The following is an 18,841-nucleotide window of genomic DNA, read 5'->3' as shown; positions in this document are numbered from 1 at the left end:
TGTCAATCTCGGCCGTGAAACTTCCGGACGAAACGGGCGGGCCGAGTGTCGCGGAGCTGCGCGGCTACGCCGTGTGCGCGGCCCCGCGCGCGGGGACGAATCTGTTGTGCCAGGTGCTGGCCTCGACCGGCGTGCTGGGCCGCCCGCTGGAGTATTTCAACGGTCCGGGGCGGCGGACCTGGGACATTCCCGACTACCCGGACGAGCCCCGTCGCCAGCTGGAGGCGGTGGTCCGCCACGGCCGCACGCCGAACGGAATCTACGGGCTGAAGCTTTTCGCCTTCCAGTCCGACGCGCTGGGCCTGCCGTGGGCGAACGTCCTGCCCGGCCTGCGGTTCGTGCACCTGCGCCGGCGCGACCTGCTGGGCCAGGCGCTGTCCTGGGCGCGGGCGGACCAGACCGGCGCCTTTCGCGCCGACGCGGCCGACGCGCGCACGCCCGCCTACGACGCGGACCTGATCGCCGACTGCCTGCGCCGGGTCGTCGTCGAGGAGGCGCGCTGGCGGCTGTTTTTCGCCCGCAACGGCGTGACGCCGTTGGAGCTCGCCTACGAGGACGTGGTCGCGGCGCCGGAAGCGGCCGTTCACGCGGTCGCCCGCCTGGTCGGGGTGACCGAGGCGCCGGCGCTGGACGCGTCGCAGGTCTCGGTGCGGGTCCAGCGTGACGCCGCCAGCGAGGCTTGGCGCGAAAGGTTTCTGCGCGAGCGGGGCGACCTCGGCTTCGTCGATGCGTTCTGACCGGGTTGCGTCGCGCGCCGTCGCGACTAGAACCGAAACGACGTTCGGTGAAAGGCGAGGCTCATGTTGGAACTGGTGATCGGCGACAAGAACCTGTCCTCCTGGTCGCTCCGGCCTTGGCTGGTGCTGAAGCGCACGGGCGCGCCGTTCACCGAGACCCTGGTGCGCCTGAACCGCGAGGACACGCCCGCCCAGATCCAGAAGCATTCGCCCAGCGGCATGATCCCGGCGCTGAAGGTCGACGGCGAGGTGATCTGGGACTCCATGGCGATCTGCGTGTACCTGGCCGAGACCTTCCCGCAGGTTCAGATGTGGCCCAAGGACCCGATCGCCCGGGCTCTTGCGCGTTCCGCCGCCTGCGAGATGCACGCCGGCTTCGCCTCCCTGCGCGGCGAGTGCCCGATGGATCTGTCCAAGCGGGTGAAGATCGACGTCTCGCAGGCCACGGCGGCGAACCTGCGGCGGCTGTCCGCCCTGTGGGGCGGCATGCGCGCCCGCTTCGGCCAGGGCGGGCCGTTCCTGTTCGGCGAGTGGTCGATCGCCGACGCCTTCTACACGCCGGTGGCCACCCGCATCCGGACCTACGGCCTGGTGATGAGCGACTACGGCGACACCGGCGCGGCCGGGGCCTACGTCGAGACCCTGCTGGAGCAGCCGGATTTCCTGGAGTGGGAACGCGCGGCGCTGGAGGACGCAAAGGCGGCCTAGAGCAGGCCCTTCTCGCGATAGAGCGCCGTCTCGTCGCCGGCCACGAAGGCGCGGATCACATCAGCCCGAGCGCCTTCAGGCTGGCGACGCCGTCGCGGCCGACCACCAGGTGGTCGTGCACGCCGACGCCCAGAACGCGCATGGCGTCGACGATCATCTTGGTCATGTCGGCGTCGGCGCGGCTGGGTGTCGGGTCGCCCGACGGGTGGTTGTGCACCAGGATCAGCGACGCGGCCGACAGCTCCAGCGTCCGGCGCGCCACCTCGCGCGGATAGACCGCCGCGTGGTCGATCGTGCCGCGCAGCATCACCTCGTCGGCGATCAGCTGGTTTTTCTTGTCGAGGTAAATGACGCGGAACTGCTCGCGCGTCTCATGCGCCAGCGCGACCCTCAGATAGGCCAACAGCGCGGTCCAGGACGAGATCACGGCGCGCTTCTTCACCGGCTCGGCCGCCACCCGGCGGGCCACGTCGTGCAGGGCGCGCAGGTCCAGCGCCGTCTCCGGCCCGATCTTCAGGACCTTGCCCTTGGCGTCCAGCGCCGAGACGGTGGTCAGGGCCTCGACCGGGGCGGCCAGCGCGGCGGCCAGGGAGCCGAACCGGGCCAGCAGCGCCTTGGCCAGCGGCTTCACGTCCCGCTGCGGAATCGAGCGGAACAGGAACAGCTCCAGCAGCTCATAGTCGGGCAGGCTCTCCAGCCCCGCGGCGTGGGCCCGCGCCCGCAGGCGCTCGCGATGGCCGGCGGTGCTCTGGGCGTGGGTGGGCGGCGGGGCGGCCGGCGCGACCAGCTCGAACGGCGCCGTCGCGCATCCGACCACGTCCCTCGCACTCTGCTCCGCCAGACCCGACGCACGCCCCATGACCGCCTCCCAAGTCTGGCGCGATCATGCCGGAACAAACGTGGAACGTCTAGGCGGGCTCAGGTCGGCGCGTCCGGGCCAGGTGGGCGTAGACGGCGGCGGCGACCTGCGCGCCTTCGCCGACCGCGGCGGCCACGCGCTTGATCGAGCCCGAGCGCACGTCGCCGACCGCGAAAACCCCGGGAAGGCTCGTCTCCAGTGGATGGGCCGCGTCGGTCCCGGTCACCACGAAGCCGCGGTTGTCGAGCGCCACGCCCGAGCCCGCCAGCCACGCCGTCTCCGGCTCGGCTCCGATGAACAGGAACAGGTGGCGCACCGGCCGTTCGGTCACCGCACCCGTCCGCACGTCGCGCCAGCGCACGGCCTCCAGCACGCCGGCGTGTCCCACCAGGCCGCAGACCTCCGAGCGGGGGACGACCTCCACGTTCGGCCGGGCGGCGATGCGCTCGACCAGGTAGCTGGACATCCGCTCGTCCAGTCGGTCGCGGCGGATCAGCATCCAGACCTTGGCCACGTGCTGGGACAGGAACACCGCGGCCTGGCCGGCCGAATTGCCGCCGCCCACCAGCACCACCTCCTGGTCGCAGCACAGCCGCGCCTCCAGCGGCGAGGCCCAGTAATGGATCGAGGCCGCTTCGAACGCGTCGGTTTCCACCGTCTGCAGCCGGCGGTAGGCGGCGCCGCTGGCGATCACCACGGTGCGGGCGCGCACCCGCTCGTCGTCGGCCAAGTCGACCGTGAAGGTTCCGTCCGATGCGGCGGCCAGCCTGACGACCTTGTCGGGGATCGCGACTTCCACGCCGAACTTCTGGGCCTGGGTGTAGGCCCGGGCCATCAGGGCCAGGCCGGTGATCCCGGTGGGAAAGCCGAGATAGTTTTCGATCCGCGCCGAGGCGCCCGCCTGGCCGCCGAAGGCGCGGCAGTCCAGGACCAGCACCGACAGCCCGTCCGAGCCAGCGTAGACGGCCGAGGCCAGGCCGGCGGGACCCGCGCCGACCACCACCACGTCGTGGACCTTGTCGGGATCCAGCGTCCCGACCAGGCCGAGGCAGCGGGCCAGCTGGCCCTCGGTCGGATTGCGCAGCAGCTGCCCGTCCGGGCAAAGCACGATCGGCAGCTCGTCGGGCTGCAGGTGGAAGCGCTCGATGATCTGCGCCGCGGTGGGATCGCCGCCCGGGTCGAGGTGGTGCATCGGGTGGCCGTTGCGGGCCAGAAAGCCCTCCAGCCGCACCACGTCCGGATGCCCCTCGGGGCCGACGATGATCGGGCCGCCGCCGCCGACCTCCAGCAGGGCGACCCGGCGCAGGATCAGGGCGCGCATGACGCGCTCGCCCAGGTCCGCCTCCTCGATCATCAGCGCCCGGAGCTGCTTGGGCGGAATGGCCGCCGCCTCGGTGTCCGCCGTAGCCCGGATGGTCACCAGGGCGGGACGCCCGGCAAGCTGGCCGACCTCGCCGGTGAATCCGCCGCGTTCGTAGGTGGCGACCTCCCGTTCCTGACCGGCGGCGTCGCGGTAGCTGACCCTCACGCCGCCCGAGAGGATCAGGTTGAGTCCGAGCCCCACCTGGCCTTCCGACACCAGGGCCTCGCCCGCCCGGAAGCGCCGCGGTTCGCCGAAGCGGCTCAGCCGCTCGATTTCCGCCGCGTCGAAGACGGGGAACATCTGGTCGCGGCGGGCGGCGAGGGTGGGGGGCAGGTCGACCACGCCTCATCGACCCGGAAGTGCGCCTGTGGTTCCGCGAGCGGGGGCTCCCGGCGCGCCCCCGGACGGGCTAAATCGCTTCCATGCCCGTGCTCGAATCCCCCGCCGTCGCCGACCTGACCGAAGCCGACGCCGCCCGCGAACTGGAGCGGCTGGCGCAGCTGATCGCCGAGCACGACCAGGCCTATTATCGCGACGAGGCGCCGACCGTGTCGGACGCCGAGTACGACGCCCTCAAGCGCCGCAATGAAGAGATCGAGGCGCGCTTCCCGGCCCTGATCCGCGAGGACTCGCCGTCCCGGCGCGTCGGCGCCGCCCCCTCGACCCAGTTCGCGCCGGTCACCCACGGCGTGCCGATGCTGTCGCTGGACAACGCCTTCGCCGAGGACGAGGTGCTGGAGTTCGTCGGCCGCATCCGTCGCTTTCTGAAGCTGGCGCCCGAGGAGCCGGTGTGGTTCGCGGTCGAGCCCAAGATCGACGGCCTGTCGGCCAACCTGCGCTACGAGAAGGGCGTGCTGGTGCGCGGCGCCACCCGCGGCGACGGCCGCACCGGCGAGGACGTCACCGCCAACCTGCGGACCATCGCCGACATCCCGCACCGGCTGAAGGGCGAGGGGATTCCCGACGTGATCGAGGTGCGCGGCGAGGTCTACGCGCCGCTGGACGGCTTCGCCGCCTTCAACGCCGCGGCCGAGGCGGAGGGCGGGCGCACCTACGCCAATCCGCGCAACTTCGCCTCCGGCTCGCTGCGCCAGATCGATCCGGCCGTGACGGCGAAGCGGCCGCTGCGCTTCTTCGCCTACGGCTGGGGCCTGACCAGCTCGGAGTTCGCCGCGAGCCAGAGCGAGGCGCTGGAGAAGCTGCGCAGCTGGGGCTTCGTGGTCAATGATCGTTCCGAGCGGCGCGAGGGCGCGCCGGGCCTGATGGAGGCGTATCGCTGGACCGAGGCCGACCGGCCGAAGCTCAACTACGACATCGACGGGCTGGTCTATAAGGCCGACCGGCTGGACTGGCAGAACCGGCTGGGCTTCGTCTCTCGCTCGCCGCGCTGGGCCGTGGCTCACAAGTTCCCGGCGCAGCAGGCCCGCACCGTGCTGGAAGGCATCGACATCCAGGTCGGCCGCACCGGCTCGCTGACCCCGGTGGCGCGGCTGAAGCCGGTGACCGTCGGCGGCGTGGTCGTGCGCAACGCCACCCTGCACAACGCCGACGAGATCGAGCGCAAGGATGTCCGGGTCGGGGACACGGTGATCCTGCAGCGCGCCGGCGACGTGATCCCGCAGATCCTGGGCTCCATCCCCGAGGATCGCCCGGCCGACGCCGTCCCCTACCACTTCCCGCACGAGTGCCCGTGCGACCTGAAGACGGCCGTGGTCCGCGAGACCATCGGCGAGACCAAGGAAGGGGAGCCGATCTACGGCGTGGTGCGCCGCTGCACCGGCGAGTTCGCCTGCCCCTACCAACGCATCGAGCACCTGAAGCACTTCGTCTCGCGTCGGGCCTTCGACATCGAGGGGCTGGGCGAGAAGCAGCTGCAGGCCTTCTACGACGACGGCCTGATCCGCGAGCCGGCCGACATCTTCACCCTGGCCGAACGCGAGAAGACCAGCCTGAAAAAGCTGAAGGACCGCGAGGGCTTCGGCGAGACCAGCGTGAAAAACCTGTTCGCCGCCATCGAGGCGCGCCGGACCATCTCGCTGGACCGCTTCATCTACGGCTTAGGGATCCGTCACGTCGGCGAGACTACGGCGATCACGCTGGCCCGCGGCTACGGCTCGGCCGAGCACTTCCTGGAGGCCGCCGACGCTGTCGCCAAGGGGGACGAGGCGGCGGTGGCGGAGATGGACGCCCTGGACCAGGTCGGCGACGCGGTGATCGACGCGGTCGCGGCCTACTTCGCCGAGGACCACAACCGCGGCGTGGTCGAGCGGCTGAAGGCGCAGCTGCAGGTCCAGGACGCCGAGAAGCCGAAGACCGATACGGCCGTGGCCGGCAAGACGGTGGTGTTCACGGGCGCGCTGGAGCGCATGACCCGTGACGAGGCCAAGGCCCAGGCCGAGAGCCTGGGCGCCAAGGTCGCTTCGTCGGTGTCGAAGAAGACTGACCTGGTGGTGGCCGGCCCGGGCGCAGGCTCCAAGCTGAAGCAGGCGACCGAGCTCGGCATCGAGGTGCTGACCGAAGACGAGTGGCTGACGCTGGTGGGGCGCTAGCCGCTCGCACCGGGATCAGAAGTACGTCTTCAGCGTCAGCTTCCGCTTGGTCCCGTCCACCATGGTCAGGTCGACCGTGCGGCCGGCCTCGCCGTTGCGCCATTTCGACAGCTCCGAGCCGTTGTAGTCCGCCCCGATCGTGTGGCCGTCGACGGCGGTGATCTCCTCGCCGGCCTTCCAGCCGGCGGCCTGGCCCGGCGAGCCCGGCGCGACGTAGAGCACCTTCAGCCGGTCGCCCTGAGCGACGATCTGCAGGCCCGAACGATCCTTTGGGAACGGCAGGGCCGCCGCGTCCGCCTGCGGGACCAGGTAGAGGGTGTCCTTCGGATAGTCGGTGATCAGGCGGAAGCGGCTGATCACCGGCAGGCCGAGGTTGCCGAAGGTGCGGTCGGAATCGACCGCGGCGGCGCCCGGCGTGGACAGCACGGTGGGGATGTCGCGGAACTCGACCCCGCCGAAGCTCAGGCTCTTGACCGTGACCATGCCCTGTTCGCGCGCGCCGCCGATGGCCCCGGCCAGGGCCTTGGACGCGGGGCGCCCGTCCATCAGCTTCTGCGGCTCCCAGAACGAGCTGTAGAGCAAGAGCGGCGAGCCGTTGCCGATGTCGAAGTCCAGCAGGACCGGCGGGCGGCCCTCGACCGACACCTCGACCGCGCGCAGGCCGCCGACCTCCTTGACCGGAACGGCGACGGCGCCCGGCGGCGGGACCAGCTTGGCCGGGTCATGGAAGGCGATGCGGTGGCTGGCGAAGTCGATGTCGACGGCCAGCTGGTTGAACGCTTCCTTGCCCAGGATCACCGGCATCGGCCGGCCGATCCGCTTCTCCACCTCGGACAGGTCGATGATGGCGACCGTCAGGTTCTTCAGCGTCATGTCGCCGATCACCACGTCCACGCCGGTGGCGAGCGCGGCGGTGGAGGAGCCGCCGGTGCCTTCGGCGGGCAGTTCGCCGACGGTCTTCAGGCCCAGCTTCTCGGCGAAGCGCTTGTCCAGAACGGTCGCCTCCGCGCCGCTGTCCAGCAGAACCTGTACCGGCGTGCCGTTCACGGCGGCGGGGATGTAGATGCGGTTGCCGTTGAAGAAGTCGAAGTCGACCCAGCCGGTGCCCGACGCCCCGTTCGCGAAGGCGTAGGTCGCCGCGTCGGCCGGGCGCTGGAACAGCTCGGCGGCCGGCGCGCGGTTCAGCTCGATCTTGCCGTAGACGACCTTGGCGTTCGCGGCGGCGTTCTCGTTCTCGCTGCTTTCGGAGAAGGCCATGCGCACGCCGTCGACCATGCGCCAGTCGCCGTAGCGGACGATGCGCTTGCGCTTGTTCTCGACCGCGCGCAGGGCGTGCAGGGCCCCGGTCTTCGGATCGAGGAACAGGTCGTAGGTGTCGGGGTCGCCGAAGTTCACCCGCACCACCGACCAGCTGCGCCCGTCCATGGTTTCGGCCGGCAGCAGGTTCAGCTTCGCGCCGCCTTCGCCGTGCAGGGCGCCGGCGAACATCAGGGCCGCGCCGTCGCGGGCGTCGTCGGCCATGTGGGCGTCGAGGTCCTCGATCTGGCCGCTCATGTTGCGGGTCCAGGCGTCGGCGGCGGTGACGGCGGTCAGCTCGCGCACCGCGCCCAGGTCGACGTCCTGGCGGGCCTCGCCCTTGCGGTCGGTCCAGGCGTCGACCGTCCCGCTCAGGCCGGCGGCCTCGACCCGGCCCTGCTGGTGGACCGAGGTCAGGGCTTCGAAGGCCCCGCCGCCGCGCCAGGCCAGGTGACGCGAGACCACGTCGGACAGCGGGTCGGCCGCGGCCGGCGAGGCCAGAACGGCCAGGGCGGCGGCGAGGGGCAGGGTGCGCAGCATGCGGTCGGCTCCTTCGGGCGACGCGGGGAGGAAGCGTCGCTTTTTGACTAGTAGTTCACGCTACTAGCGTCAGGGCGAGCGCCTGTCGCCTTAAGCTTTCGTAAGACGCGCTCAGCGGCCCTGCAGGCTATGGACCGTCGGCGTGTGGTCCAGGGCGTCGGCCTCGATGTCAGGCGTGCGCAGCTTCAGGTGGGCGAACCAGCGTCGCGCGCCTTCCAGCTCGTCCTCGGCCACCGGGGTCCAGCGGCCGTTCACCTGCACGGCCTTCAGCACCGACAGGCTGACCGAGTTCAGCACGTTGCCGCCGACCGTCAGGATCACCGCCTGCCGCGGGTCGACCTTGACCACCAGGTCGCAGTGCAGCGGCGCGTACTCGCCGACCTGGGCGGCCCGGTCGGCGACGGTGCGATAGGTCGTCTCGCCGCGCGCGTTGCACAAAAGGTCGCCGGGCGAGATGTCCCGCTCGCCCAGATCGTAGGCGACGAAGGCCGCGTAGGGGGCGCGGCCCTGGCGGGCCGCTATGGCCTGGTCGATGTATTCCCAGTGCGCGACGGAGCGGGCGAAGACGTTCGGATCGCCAAGGCCGCCTTCGCACATCAGCCAGGACACGAAGGCCGCAGACCAGGGCTGGATCCAGCCCCGGCCCTCGCCCGCCGGTTCGCGCCAGATGGCGTTCTGCCGGAGCAGCACCTTCCAGCCGTCCGGCGTGGCGGTCCAGTAGCCGGCGACGGTGGCGTAGGTGTCTTCCTCGTCCTCGGAACTGCCGAGCCGCAGGATACGCCGGGTCAGCCGGGGCTGGGGCAGGGGGGGATTGAGGGCGTCGGGCACCAGCTCGAGGTCGCCCTCGCCACCGGGCAGCAGGCGGGTCTCGGTGGTGGCCAGGTCCAGGGTCTGGAAGCCGAACACCGCCCACTCCTGGACGGCGACGTCGACCAGGCGGCGGCGGGTGTCGTCGTCCAGCGGCGCCACTCGGCAGGCGCGCTGCCAGACCTCGAACGAGCCGGGGCCGCCGGTCACCCGTTCCTCGGGCGGGATGACGTCCAGCACCGAGCGGGGCAGGCGCTGGCTCGGAGACGGCGCGTCCGGGCCGGCGGCTCCGGTCAGGAGCGTCGCCGCCAGCAGGACCGCCGCCCGGAGCATGGGATCACACCGGCGCGCAGGCCTCGGCCAGCCAGGCGCGCACGTCCGGCTCGACCTGCGGCCCGACCACGGCCAGCACCCGGGCGTGATAGGCGTTCAGCCAGGCTCGCTCCTCGGCGCTGAGCAAGGCCGGTTCGATCAGCCGGCGGTCGATCGGGGCCAGGGTGAGGGTCTCGAAGCCCAGCATCGGCCGCTCGCCGCCCGGAATCTGGGCTGCGGCCGTGACCACCTGCAGGTTCTCGATGCGGATGCCGTAGGCGTCCGTCTTGTAGTAGCCGGGCTCGTTGGAAAGGATCATGCCCGGCCGGAGGGCGATCGAATTCGGCGCCTTCGAAATGCGCTGCGGCCCCTCGTGCACGCTCAGGAACGAGCCCACGCCGTGGCCGGTGCCATGGTCGTAGTCGAGGCCCGCCTCCCACAGCGGCTGGCGCGCCAGGGCGTCGAGCGCGTGGCCGGTGGTTCCGGCCGGGAAGCGCACCCGCGACAGGGCGATGTGGCCCTTCAGCACGCGGGTGAAGCGATCGCGCATCTCGGCGGTCGGCTCGCCCATGGCGACCGTACGGGTGATGTCGGTGGTGCCGTCCTGGTACTGGGCCCCGCTGTCGACCAGCAGCAGCGAGCCCTTCTCGGTCTTGCGGTTGGTGCGCTCGGTCGGACGGTAGTGGACGATGGCGCCGTTCGGGCCGGCTCCGGCGATGGTGTCGAACGACAGGTCCTTCAGCGCGCCGGTGGCCTCGCGGAAGCTCTCCAGCTTCTGGGTGACCTCGATCTCGTCGGGAAGCGTGGTCTGCGCTTCGGTCGCCAGCCAGTGCAGGAAGCGGGTCACGGCCGCGCCGTCGCGGGCGTGGGCGTCGCGCGCGCCCTGCACCTCGACCGGGTTCTTGGCGGCGCGGGGCAGGGCGGTCGGGTCGAGGCCGCGGACCACGGTGGCGCCGGCCGCCTGCAGGCGGTCGAAGTACCAGGCCGGCGATTGGCTCGGGTCGACCAGCACCTTCTTGCCCTTCAGCGCGTCCAGGGCCGAGGGCAGGGCGGACGGATCCTCCAGGCTGACGGCGTTGCCCAGCCACTGCTGCAGGTTCGGGGTCACCTTGGCGGGATCGAGGAACAGGCGGGCGGTGCCGTCCTTGTTCAGGATGGCCTGGCCCAGCGGCATGGGCGCGCGTTTCACATCGCCGCCGCGGACGTTGAACAGCCAGGCGATGGACGGGGCGACACTGATCACCGCGGCGTCGGCGTTCAGGCTCTCGCTGACGCGCTGGCGCTTGCTGGCGGCGTCCTCGCCGGAGAAGTCGGCGGCGTGCGGAACGATCGGGGCGGTCGGCTGGGCCGGGCGATCGGCGCCCCAGGCGGCGTCCAGCGGATTGGCCTCGACCGGGCGCAGGGTGGCGCCGACCTTCTCGGCCGCGACCCGCAGGTGATAGAGCGCGTCGGGGCTGTGCAGCTTGGGATCGTAGCCGATCACCAGGCCCTCGCCCGGCAGGGTCTCCAGGTAGGCCGGCACGCCGCCCTCGACCAGGTCGCGGATCTCGAACAGGCCCTCGTCGACCTGATCGCGCACCTGCAGGGTGTAGCGGCCGTCGACGAACACGGCGGCCTTGTCCTTCAGCACCACGGCGGCGCCGGCCGAGCCGGTGAAGCCGGTCAGCCAGGCCAGGCGGTCGTTGGCCTCGGGAAGGTATTCGTTCTGGTGCTCGTCCTCGTGGGGCACCAGGAAGCCGTCCAGGCCCTGGCGCGCCATCTCGGCGCGCAGGCGGGGCAGGTGCTTGGAGCCGAAGGACGGGTCGGTGGTTTCGTCGAAGGTCTGGCGCATGGCGCGGACCCTAGCGCCGGGAGCGCGGGCTGCAAGCGCCCGCGGCGAATTTCCGATCACATTGCCAAGCCTCGGCGAACGCGGTTCACTCGCCCGCATCAGGGAGGGGACCATGGCCGACGCCGAAACGACCGAAGCGCTGAACCGCATGGAAGCGCTGCTGAAAAAACAGAACGAGCTGGCCGGGCACACCGTCGCCAAGATCGGCTCGGCCTTTTACTTCACCGGGCTTCTGATCTCGCTGGGCATGAACTGGGCGATGGGCGGCAACCTGGCGGCCTGCCTGCTGAGCTGGATCAACGTCGGGGTGCTGGCCGCCCGCGCGTCGGGGCTGGCGCACTGAGCGCTCAGCGCCGCTCCAGCACCAGGGTGCACCAGGCGTCCTTGCGGATGCGCTCGACCAGCTTGAAGCCGCGGTTCAGGTAGGCGGCGCGGACGTAGCGCTCCTGGGTGCGCAGCAGGCCCGACAGGATGGCCGTGCCGCCCGGCTTCAGCGCGCCCTTGATGTCCTGGGCCAGCGAGACCAGCGGGCGGGCCAGGATGTTGGCGAACACCAGGTCGTAGGGCGCGTCCCTGCGCACCTCCGGGTGATCCAGGCCCGAGGCCCAGACGAAGCGGGCGTTCGCGCTGTTCACCGCCGCGTTCTCGCGCGAGATGCGCACCGACACGGCGTCGATGTCGGTGCCGACCGCCTTCTTCGAGCCGGTCCGGGCGGCGGCGATGGCCAGCACGCCGGTGCCGGCGCCGACGTCCAGAACCTTGGCGAAGCGCTTCTTGCGCAGCAGTCGGTCGTAGGCCTTCAGGCAGCCGACGGTGGTGCCGTGGTGGCCGGTGCCGAAGGCGGCGCCCGCCTCGATGCGCAGGTTCACGGCGTTCGGCGGGGTGCGGCCGCGGTCGTGCAGGCCGAACACGAAAAAGCGGCCGGCGCGCACCGGCGGCAGGCCCGACAGCGCCATGGCCAGCCAGTCGGCGTCGGCCAGGGTCTCGGTGACCACGGTCAGTTCGGCGAACTCGCCCAGCACGCGGCGGAAGCTTTCGGCCTCCTCCGAGCTGGTCGGAAAGGCGTCGATGCGCCAGATCCCGCGGTCCTCGTCCTCCTCGAGGATCGAGTAGGTCGCGCCCTCCAGCAGGGCGTCGTTGTCGACGGCGACGGCGGCGGCTTCGGCTTCGGCGCGGGGGCCGCGGGCGACGATCTGGACGGCAGGTTCGTTCATGGGCGCGCTCCTAGCGCATTTTCCGCCGGAGGGGACGCGGTCGGTGAAGAAAATGCGCTGCGACGCGAGTCTTTCGAGGACCGGCGGCGTGCGAAATGCAGCGCCCGGGCCCGGATCGAGGGGCGAACGTGTTGCGTAAAGACTTTCCTAAGGCGCGCTTGGGTTACACTCCGATTCGGACATGTCGCGCCCTCGCGCGGCGCGAGGATCGAAATTCCGGGGGTTGAGACCAGTCATGGCGAAGAGTCCGGCGAAGGCGGGAAGCGCCGAAACCAAGAAAACCACCGCCAAGCCGAAGGCCGCGGCTGCGAAGCCGGCGGCGGCGAAGGCGACGACGACCAAGGCGGCGGCTCCGAAGGCCGCGGCCGCGAAGGCTCCGACGGCGAAGGCCGCTGCGCCGAAGGCGGCCAAGCCGGCCGCCCCGAAGGCCGCCGCGGCCAAGGCTCCGGCCAAGGCGGCGGCTCCGAAGGCCGCGGCTGCGAAGCCGGCCGCCAACGGCGACGCCAAGAAGGCCCCGGCCAAGGCCGTCGCCGCGAAGGCTCCGGCCAAGGCCGCGGCTCCGAAGGCCAAGCCGGCGACCGCCGCCAAGCCGAAGGCTGCCGCTGCCAAGCCGGCCGCCAAGGCTACGGTCGCGGAAGCGCCGAAGCCGGTCGAGGCTCCCAAGGTCGAGTCGGTGATCGCCGAAGCGCCGAAGGTCGAGGCCGCGAAGGTCGAAGCCGCCAAGGTCGAAGCCAAGGTGGAAGCTGCCAAGCCGGTCGAAGCGCCCAAGCCGGTCGAGGCTCCGAAGGTCGAGCCGAAGCCCGAGCCGGCCCCGGCCGCCAAGCTCGACGCGCCGCGCGAATACGCCAAGTCGAAGAAGTCCGGCGGCTTCTTCTCGCAGCTGCTGAGCATGGTGTTCGGCTCCAAGCGCTGAACCGCCGGGCCGGGGAACAACCGGTCGGGATCGACGATTTGCGAGGCGGGCGGGGGCTGACCCCGCCCGCCTTTCTCGTTCGTCGAGCTGTCGCAGGAGGCCCCGCCATGGCCGACCCCGAATCCCGCCGCCCCGAAACTCAGGGCCAGCCGTCGCGCGAGCCTGGTCGCGTCGAGGGCGCCCGCTCCCCCGAGGACCGCAGCTTCCAGGGCGGCCGCGACCTGGCCCAGAGCGGCCGGCGCGCGGCCGACCGCGGCGCCGAGATGTGGCGCCAGTCCATGCACCCGCTGGCCTTGATGCAGTCGGAGATGAGCCGCTGGTTCGACGACCTGTGGCGCCAGGGCTGGACCGGCGGCGCGACGACGCCGGCCGGCTTCCGCGGGGCCGGCGGCCTGGGCTTCCCGACCGCCGACCTGCGCGAGACCGACCGGGCCTACATGCTGGCGGTCGAGCTGCCCGGCCTGAAGCCCGAGGACGTCGAGGTGAGCGTGGACGGCGACATGCTCACCGTGCGCGGCGCCAAGTCCGAGGAGCGCGACGAGGGCGAGGGCGCCTGGCACGTCAGCGAGCGCCGCTTCGGCCGCTTCGAGCGCATGTTCCAGCTGCCGCGTGACGTGGATGCCGGCGACATCCAGGCCAGCTGCCGCCACGGCGTGCTGCGCGTGACCCTGCCCAAGCGCGGGGGGGCGCCCGAGAGCCGCCGGCGGATCGAGGTGAAGGGGGAGGGGCGGTAGCGCCGCCGATCTGGGCTCAGAGCCCCCTCAGCGAACGGTTTCCTCCCGCTCGCGCATCAGCTCCGCCATCATGCGGTCGCGCGGGTCGTCCGACGCGGCCAGGCCGGCGATGACGCCCAGGCGGTCGGGTAACGACTTGGGCTGCGACAGCCGACGCGTGGCCTCGACCCGGGTGATCGCCAGCTCGACGCCGACGATGCCGGCCAGCAGCCGTTCGAGATAGTCGGCCGGGGCGTCCGTCACCCGCCAGGGCGTGGGGCGGCCGGCTTCGTGCAGGTCGGTCAGGCGCTCGAGCAGGTCGAGCAGGCGCGCGCGGTCGTCGAACCAGCTGAGCCGCCCGTGCACGTGCGCCGCCTCGTAGTTCCAGGTCGGCACCTGGCGGCCGTGCTCGGCCTTTGACGGATAGAAGTCCGGCGAGACGTAGCCGTCGGCGCCCGCGAACACCGCCAGCGCCTCGCCGTCGCCGCTGGCGCCCGGCTGCGGGTTGGCCCGGGCCAGGTGCGCCACCAGCACGTTGCGCTCTCGGTCGAACACGAAGGGCAGGTGGGTGGCGATCAGGCCGCCCGGGCCGTGGGTGACCAACAGACCCAGCCGCGCGCGGCCGATGACGGCGGCGATCATGTCGGGGTCGGTTTCGGCGAAGGCGGCGGGCGCGAACATGGGCGCCGTTCTACACCGTTGTCGAAATGATGGGGGTCACACTAAGCTTCGCATTGTCACCATCGGGGAGGGGACAATGAAGGGCTTGATGCGAAGCGTCGCGTTCGCGGCCTTGGGCGCGGTGGTTCTGGGCGGCGGCGTGGTCGCCTGGCGCACGGCCACGTTCGAAGCGCCGGCGAGCGCCAAGGCGGTGCCGCTGGCTCCGGCCGTGGCGGTCGACGCCGAGGCGGCGGCGCGGCGCCTCGGCGAATCGATCCGCTTCCAGACGGTCAACAATCAGAACCCCGCCGACAACCGCTGGGAAGAGTGGGACAAGCTGCACGCCTGGCTGGCGACCAGCTATCCGGCCGCCCACAAGGCCATGACCCGCGAGATCGTGGGCAACCGCACCCTGGTCTACAGCTGGCCCGGCTCCGATCCGAAGCTGGAGCCGATCATCCTGATGGCCCACCAGGACGTGGTGCCGATCACCGCGGGTTCGGAAAAGGACTGGAAGCACGCCCCGTTCGGCGGCGAGCTGGCCGACGGCTACGTCTGGGGCCGCGGCGCGGTCGACGACAAGGGCTCGCTGATCGCCCTGTTCGAGGCCATGGAGGCCCTGGCGGCCCAGGGCTATGCGCCCAAGCGCACCATCTACCTGGTCTCCGGCGCCGACGAGGAGACCCGCGCGGGCGGGGCCAAGGTCGCCGCCGACCTGCTCAAGCAGCGCGGCGTGAAGGCCTGGTTCGTGCTGGACGAAGGCTTCAGCGGCACCACCAGGGACCCGCTGACCGGCAAGCCGGTGGCCCGCATCCTGGTGGCCGAGAAGGGCTACGCGACGCTGCGCCTGACCGCCGAGGCCGAAGGCGGCCACTCTTCGGCCCCGCCGCGCGAGACGGCGGTGGTCAGCCTGGCCAAGGCGGTGACCCGCATCGCCGAGCGGCCCTACCCGACCCGCATCGAGGGCGCGGTCAGCCAGGGCTACCAGGCGCTGGCCCCGCAGGCTTCGTTCCAGGACCGGGTGATGCTGGCCAACCTGTGGCTGTTCGAGCCGTTCATGGCCCGCAAGCTGGAGAAGAGCCCGGCCGCCGCCGCGACCCTGCACACCACCATCGCGCCGACCATGCTGGAGGGCGCGCCGAAGGAGAACGTGCTGCCCCAGAAGGCGATCGCGCGGATCAACTTCCGCCTCGCGCCCGGCGACACCTCCGCGGAGGTGATGGCCCGCTCCAAGGCCGAAGTGGCCGACCTGCCAGTCGAATTGAGCTGGGAGAAGCCGCCGTTCGAGGCGACGGCGGTGTCCTCCACCACCTCCGACCCGTGGAAGATCCTGTCGACCCTGGTGGCCGAGACCTCCGGCGCGACGGTCGCGCCGGGCCTGATGCGGGCGGGCACCGATTCCTGGTTCTTCCGCCCGATCGCGACCGACACCTACCTGTTCACGCCGGTCATCCTGTCTCCCGAAGAGGAGAAGATGGTCCACGGCACCAACGAGCGGGTGAGCGTCAAGGCGCTGGGCGAGATGGTGAGCTTCTATTCGCGCCTGATCCGCACCGCGGCCGGCTGACCGCGGGCGCCCGCGGCCGGCCGGGCCGGGTTCGGATCAGACCCCGCTCAGCATGTTGACCAGGCGCGCGGCGCTGGGCAGGGCCGGGCCGCTGCGGTCGCGGGTCAGCAGGTCCGGCGAGAAGTTCCAGCGCAGGCCGATGGAGACGGTGTTCGCCGAGAAGTCGTCGATGTCGTTGTCGAATTCGGAGTGCGCGAAGGACAGGAAGCCGCTGATCGGCAGGTTGTCCATCTGGTACTCGGCCCCGAAGCCCGCGCTCCAGACCGTGCCGTTGTCGCCGAGGACGTCGCCGTCGACGGCCGAGGCGCCGATGTCCAGGCGGAAGTTCGGCTTCAGGAAGTAACGCACCTCCAGCGAGCCGCCCCAGCCGTTCGAGTCCAGGTCGTCGATCTGCGCGTAGCCGACGGAGCCGTAGACGCTGGTGTAGCCGAAGAAGTTCAGGCCCTCCAGGCCCGCCGCCCAGCCGCTGGCGTCGCCGAAGTCGAGGTCGGTCGACGAGACCCCGGCGAAGGCGCCGAGCAGGGCGCTCTGCGAGCGGCTGAAGATGTGGCCGCCGAATTCGGTGCCCGTGGAACTGTCGTCACCGACCTCGGTCCAGCCGACGCGCGCGTCGCCCTGCACGCCCCAGGTGCTGTCGCTGTACACGCCGTCGCCGGCGATGGAGGCCGAGCCGCCGATGCTGAAGGTGTCGGCGTTGAAGTTCGCGAAATCGGTGTCGAAGTCGGTTTCAGTGTAGCCCACGTCGACGAAGCCCATCGGCTCGCCAGGCTTCGCTTGCGCCTGCGCTTCGGCCGCCAGGGCCAGGGCGCTCAACGCCACGCACGCACAAAGCGACTTGCGCATGGGATCCTCCCCCCAGAAATTGCACTTGGGAAAAACGCCCCGACCCGTGGCGCTTGAACGCCTGACGGCCGAGCTTTGTTCCCGCCAAGCTTTGCGCGCCTGCGTCGCGCTTGACTCCCAAGGGGGCCTCGCACAGTTTCCGCGCCGACTCCCGCGGGAGAGTTCGGCCGTCTTCGGAAGGTCGACGCCGAAGGCGCAACCGCCCCGGAAACGCTCAGGCCCAAAGGACCGCGGGGGCCGGTAGACACGCTGGAAAGCAGGCCGTGCGAGCGGCCTCGCCGAAGGAGCAAGGGCGACCCGTCGCTCGGAATCTCTCAGGCCGTCAGGACAGCGGGGGCGCATCGACGGGCGAGGACCGTCCGCGCGTCTACTGGAAGGGCCGATGACCGAAGCAACAATGAAACGCACGCCGCTTTACGCCGCCCACGTGGCGCTGGGCGCGCGCATGGTGCCGTTCGCCGGCTACGAGATGCCGGTGCAGTACGAGGGCGTGCTGGCGGAGCACCGCTGGACCCGCGAGCACGCCGGCCTGTTCGACGTCTCGCACATGGGGCAGGCCAAGCTGCGCGGCGCCGCGCCGCTGGCCAGCTTCGAGAAGCTGGTGCCGGGCGACTACATCGGCCTGAAGGAAGGCAAGCAGCGCTACTCCGTGCTGCTGTCGGCGGAAGGCGGCATCCTCGACGACCTGATGGCCGGCCGCCCGGACGGCGACGGCCTGTACGTGGTGGTCAACGCCGCCTGCAAGGACGCCGACTTCGCCCTGATCGAGCGCGAGCTGGGGGCCGAGACCAGCCTGGAGCGCCTGGAAGACCGCGCCCTGCTGGCCATCCAGGGCCCCGAGGCCGTGGACGTCATGGTCCAGCACGAGCCGAAGCTGGCCGAGCTGGGCTTCATGGAATGCGGCGTGTTCGAGCTGTTCGGCGCCAAGTGCTTCGTCTCGCGCTCGGGCTACACCGGCGAAGACGGCTACGAGATCTCCATCCCGGCCGACAAGGCGGAAGCCGCCTGGAACGCCCTGCTGGCCGACGCCCGCGTGAAGGCCATCGGCCTGGGCGCGCGCGACAGCCTGCGCCTGGAAGCCGGCCTGCCGCTGTACGGTCACGACGCCGACGAGACCACCTCGCCGGTCGAGGCGGCCCTGACCTTCGCCCTGTCCAAGCGCCGCAAGGAAGCCCGCGATTTCAAGGGCGCGGAGCGCATCATGGCCGAGCTGGGCGGCGCGGCTTCGCGAGTGCGCGTCGGCCTGTCCGTGCTGGAAGGCGCGCCGGCCCGTGAAGGCGCCGAGATCGCCGACGCCGAAGGCAAGGTCGTCGGCAAGGTCACCAGCGGCGGCCCGTCGCCGACGCTGGGCCGCAACATCGCCATGGGCTACGTGCCGCCGTCGCTGTCGGCGCTCGGCACTCGCCTGAACGTCATCGTGCGCGGCAAGTCGCAGGCGGCCGAAGTGGTCGCCACGCCTTTCGTCGCTCAACGCTACTTCCGCAAAACCGCCACGGCCTGAGGGGTCTCAATCATGCGTTTCACCAAGGATCACGAGTGGGTCTCCGTCGACGGCGACGTGGCGACCGTGGGCATCACCAAGTACGCCGCCGACGCGCTGGGCGACGTGGTGTTCGTGGAAGTGCCGGACGCCGGCAAGGCCCTGTCGAAGGGCGACAGCTTCGCCGTCGTCGAGAGCGTGAAGGCGGCTTCGGACGTCTACGCTCCGGTCGCCGGTGAAGTGGTCGAGGGCAACGCCGCCCTGTCGGCCGCGCCGGAAACCGTCAACGCCGATCCGGAAGGCTCGGGCTGGTTCGCCAAGATCCGCGTCGCCGACGTCGCCGACGTGGACGCCCTGATGGACCGCGCCGCCTACGACGCCTACCTGGCCTCGCTCTAATTCCAGACCCGTCCGTCCTCGTCCCGCCTCGGGGCTCCGCGCGACCGCGC

17 protein-coding genes and 1 riboswitch are annotated in these 18,841 nt (G+C 71.3%); of the genes, 9 read left to right on the top strand and 8 right to left on the bottom strand.

What is annotated here, in order from left to right; genetic code table 11:
* Positions 1-14 precede the first annotated feature (14 nt).
* Complete coding sequence (locus tag H8B08_RS11230) at positions 15-737, top strand: Stf0 family sulfotransferase (protein WP_187450286.1); 723 nt, start codon at positions 15-17, stop codon at positions 735-737.
* 66 nt (positions 738-803) lie between these two features.
* Positions 804-1,445 carry a glutathione S-transferase family protein gene (locus tag H8B08_RS11225; protein ID WP_187450346.1) on the top strand — a complete coding sequence of 214 codons (642 nt, stop codon included), beginning with the start codon at positions 804-806 and terminating at the stop codon, positions 1,443-1,445.
* A 55-nt stretch (positions 1,446-1,500) separates the two neighbouring features.
* Here the strand turns inward: H8B08_RS11225 and radC are convergent, their stop codons facing one another.
* Positions 1,501-2,304: a DNA repair protein RadC gene (gene radC, locus H8B08_RS11220; RefSeq protein ID WP_187450285.1), complete on the bottom strand. Its 804-nt coding sequence runs from the start codon at positions 2,302-2,304 to the stop codon at positions 1,501-1,503.
* Between the two features lie 49 nt (positions 2,305-2,353).
* Positions 2,354-4,009 (bottom strand): FAD-dependent oxidoreductase, encoded by a 1,656-nt coding sequence (locus tag H8B08_RS11215; protein ID WP_370545458.1) that lies wholly within the window; start codon positions 4,007-4,009, stop codon positions 2,354-2,356.
* A gap of 80 nt (positions 4,010-4,089) precedes the next feature.
* Here H8B08_RS11215 and ligA point away from each other — a divergent pair, with 80 nt between their 5' ends.
* Entirely contained in the window at positions 4,090-6,216 is a 2,127-nt protein-coding gene (gene ligA / locus H8B08_RS11210) for an NAD-dependent DNA ligase LigA (RefSeq protein ID WP_187450284.1), read from the top strand.
* A 15-nt stretch (positions 6,217-6,231) separates the two neighbouring features.
* On the opposite strand, the gene H8B08_RS11205 is transcribed toward ligA, so the two are convergent.
* From H8B08_RS11205 to H8B08_RS11195, 3 genes are all read right to left on the bottom strand, one after another.
* On the bottom strand, positions 6,232-8,052 hold the full coding sequence (locus H8B08_RS11205; RefSeq protein ID WP_187450283.1) for an aspartyl protease family protein: 1,821 nt from the start codon (positions 8,050-8,052) through the stop codon (positions 6,232-6,234).
* Between the two features lie 111 nt (positions 8,053-8,163).
* The gene (locus H8B08_RS11200) at positions 8,164-9,192 is read right to left on the bottom strand and encodes a DUF2272 domain-containing protein (RefSeq protein ID WP_187450282.1); all 1,029 of its coding nucleotides are present in this window, start codon (positions 9,190-9,192) and stop codon (positions 8,164-8,166) included.
* A 4-nt stretch (positions 9,193-9,196) separates the two neighbouring features.
* Positions 9,197-11,002, bottom strand: coding sequence for an aminopeptidase P family protein (locus tag H8B08_RS11195; RefSeq protein ID WP_187450281.1), 1,806 nt, complete (start codon positions 11,000-11,002; stop codon positions 9,197-9,199).
* Positions 11,003-11,114: 112 nt separating this feature from the next.
* Here H8B08_RS11195 and H8B08_RS11190 point away from each other — a divergent pair, with 112 nt between their 5' ends.
* On the top strand, positions 11,115-11,345 hold the full coding sequence (locus H8B08_RS11190; RefSeq protein WP_187450280.1) for a hypothetical protein: 231 nt from the start codon (positions 11,115-11,117) through the stop codon (positions 11,343-11,345).
* Between the two features lie 4 nt (positions 11,346-11,349).
* On the opposite strand, the gene H8B08_RS11185 is transcribed toward H8B08_RS11190, so the two are convergent.
* A complete protein-coding gene (locus tag H8B08_RS11185) occupies positions 11,350-12,216 on the bottom strand; it encodes a 50S ribosomal protein L11 methyltransferase (protein ID WP_187450279.1) in 867 nt (288 codons plus the stop codon).
* Positions 12,217-12,451: 235 nt separating this feature from the next.
* Between H8B08_RS11185 and H8B08_RS19465 the strand changes: the two genes are divergently transcribed.
* Together H8B08_RS19465 and H8B08_RS11175 are read left to right on the top strand one after the other, a co-directional pair.
* On the top strand, positions 12,452-13,129 hold the full coding sequence (locus H8B08_RS19465; RefSeq protein ID WP_304516285.1) for a hypothetical protein: 678 nt from the start codon (positions 12,452-12,454) through the stop codon (positions 13,127-13,129).
* 107 nt (positions 13,130-13,236) lie between these two features.
* Entirely contained in the window at positions 13,237-13,863 is a 627-nt protein-coding gene (locus tag H8B08_RS11175) for an Hsp20/alpha crystallin family protein (RefSeq protein ID WP_187450278.1), read from the top strand.
* A 27-nt stretch (positions 13,864-13,890) separates the two neighbouring features.
* On the opposite strand, the gene H8B08_RS11170 is transcribed toward H8B08_RS11175, so the two are convergent.
* The gene (locus H8B08_RS11170; RefSeq protein ID WP_187450277.1) at positions 13,891-14,523 is read right to left on the bottom strand and encodes an FMN-binding negative transcriptional regulator; all 633 of its coding nucleotides are present in this window, start codon (positions 14,521-14,523) and stop codon (positions 13,891-13,893) included.
* An 88-nt stretch (positions 14,524-14,611) separates the two neighbouring features.
* Here H8B08_RS11170 and H8B08_RS11165 point away from each other — a divergent pair, with 88 nt between their 5' ends.
* Entirely contained in the window at positions 14,612-16,069 is a 1,458-nt protein-coding gene (locus tag H8B08_RS11165; protein WP_187450276.1) for a M20 family peptidase, read from the top strand.
* Between the two features lie 36 nt (positions 16,070-16,105).
* On the opposite strand, the gene H8B08_RS11160 is transcribed toward H8B08_RS11165, so the two are convergent.
* The gene (locus H8B08_RS11160) at positions 16,106-16,912 is read right to left on the bottom strand and encodes an outer membrane beta-barrel protein (protein WP_187450275.1); all 807 of its coding nucleotides are present in this window, start codon (positions 16,910-16,912) and stop codon (positions 16,106-16,108) included.
* 144 nt (positions 16,913-17,056) lie between these two features.
* Positions 17,057-17,153, top strand: a riboswitch (glycine riboswitch).
* Between the two features lie 141 nt (positions 17,154-17,294).
* Here H8B08_RS11160 and gcvT point away from each other — a divergent pair.
* Positions 17,295-18,413, top strand: coding sequence for a glycine cleavage system aminomethyltransferase GcvT (gene gcvT / locus H8B08_RS11155; protein ID WP_187450274.1), 1,119 nt, complete (start codon positions 17,295-17,297; stop codon positions 18,411-18,413).
* A gap of 12 nt (positions 18,414-18,425) precedes the next feature.
* Entirely contained in the window at positions 18,426-18,791 is a 366-nt protein-coding gene (gene gcvH / locus H8B08_RS11150; protein ID WP_187450273.1) for a glycine cleavage system protein GcvH, read from the top strand.
* Positions 18,792-18,841: the final 50 nt, after the last annotated feature.

This window comes from Caulobacter sp. 17J80-11 (assembly GCF_014349105.1).
Classification (GTDB): Bacteria; Pseudomonadota; Alphaproteobacteria; order Caulobacterales; family Caulobacteraceae; genus 17J80-11.
This window is presented reverse-complemented; position numbering and strand designations above follow the sequence as displayed.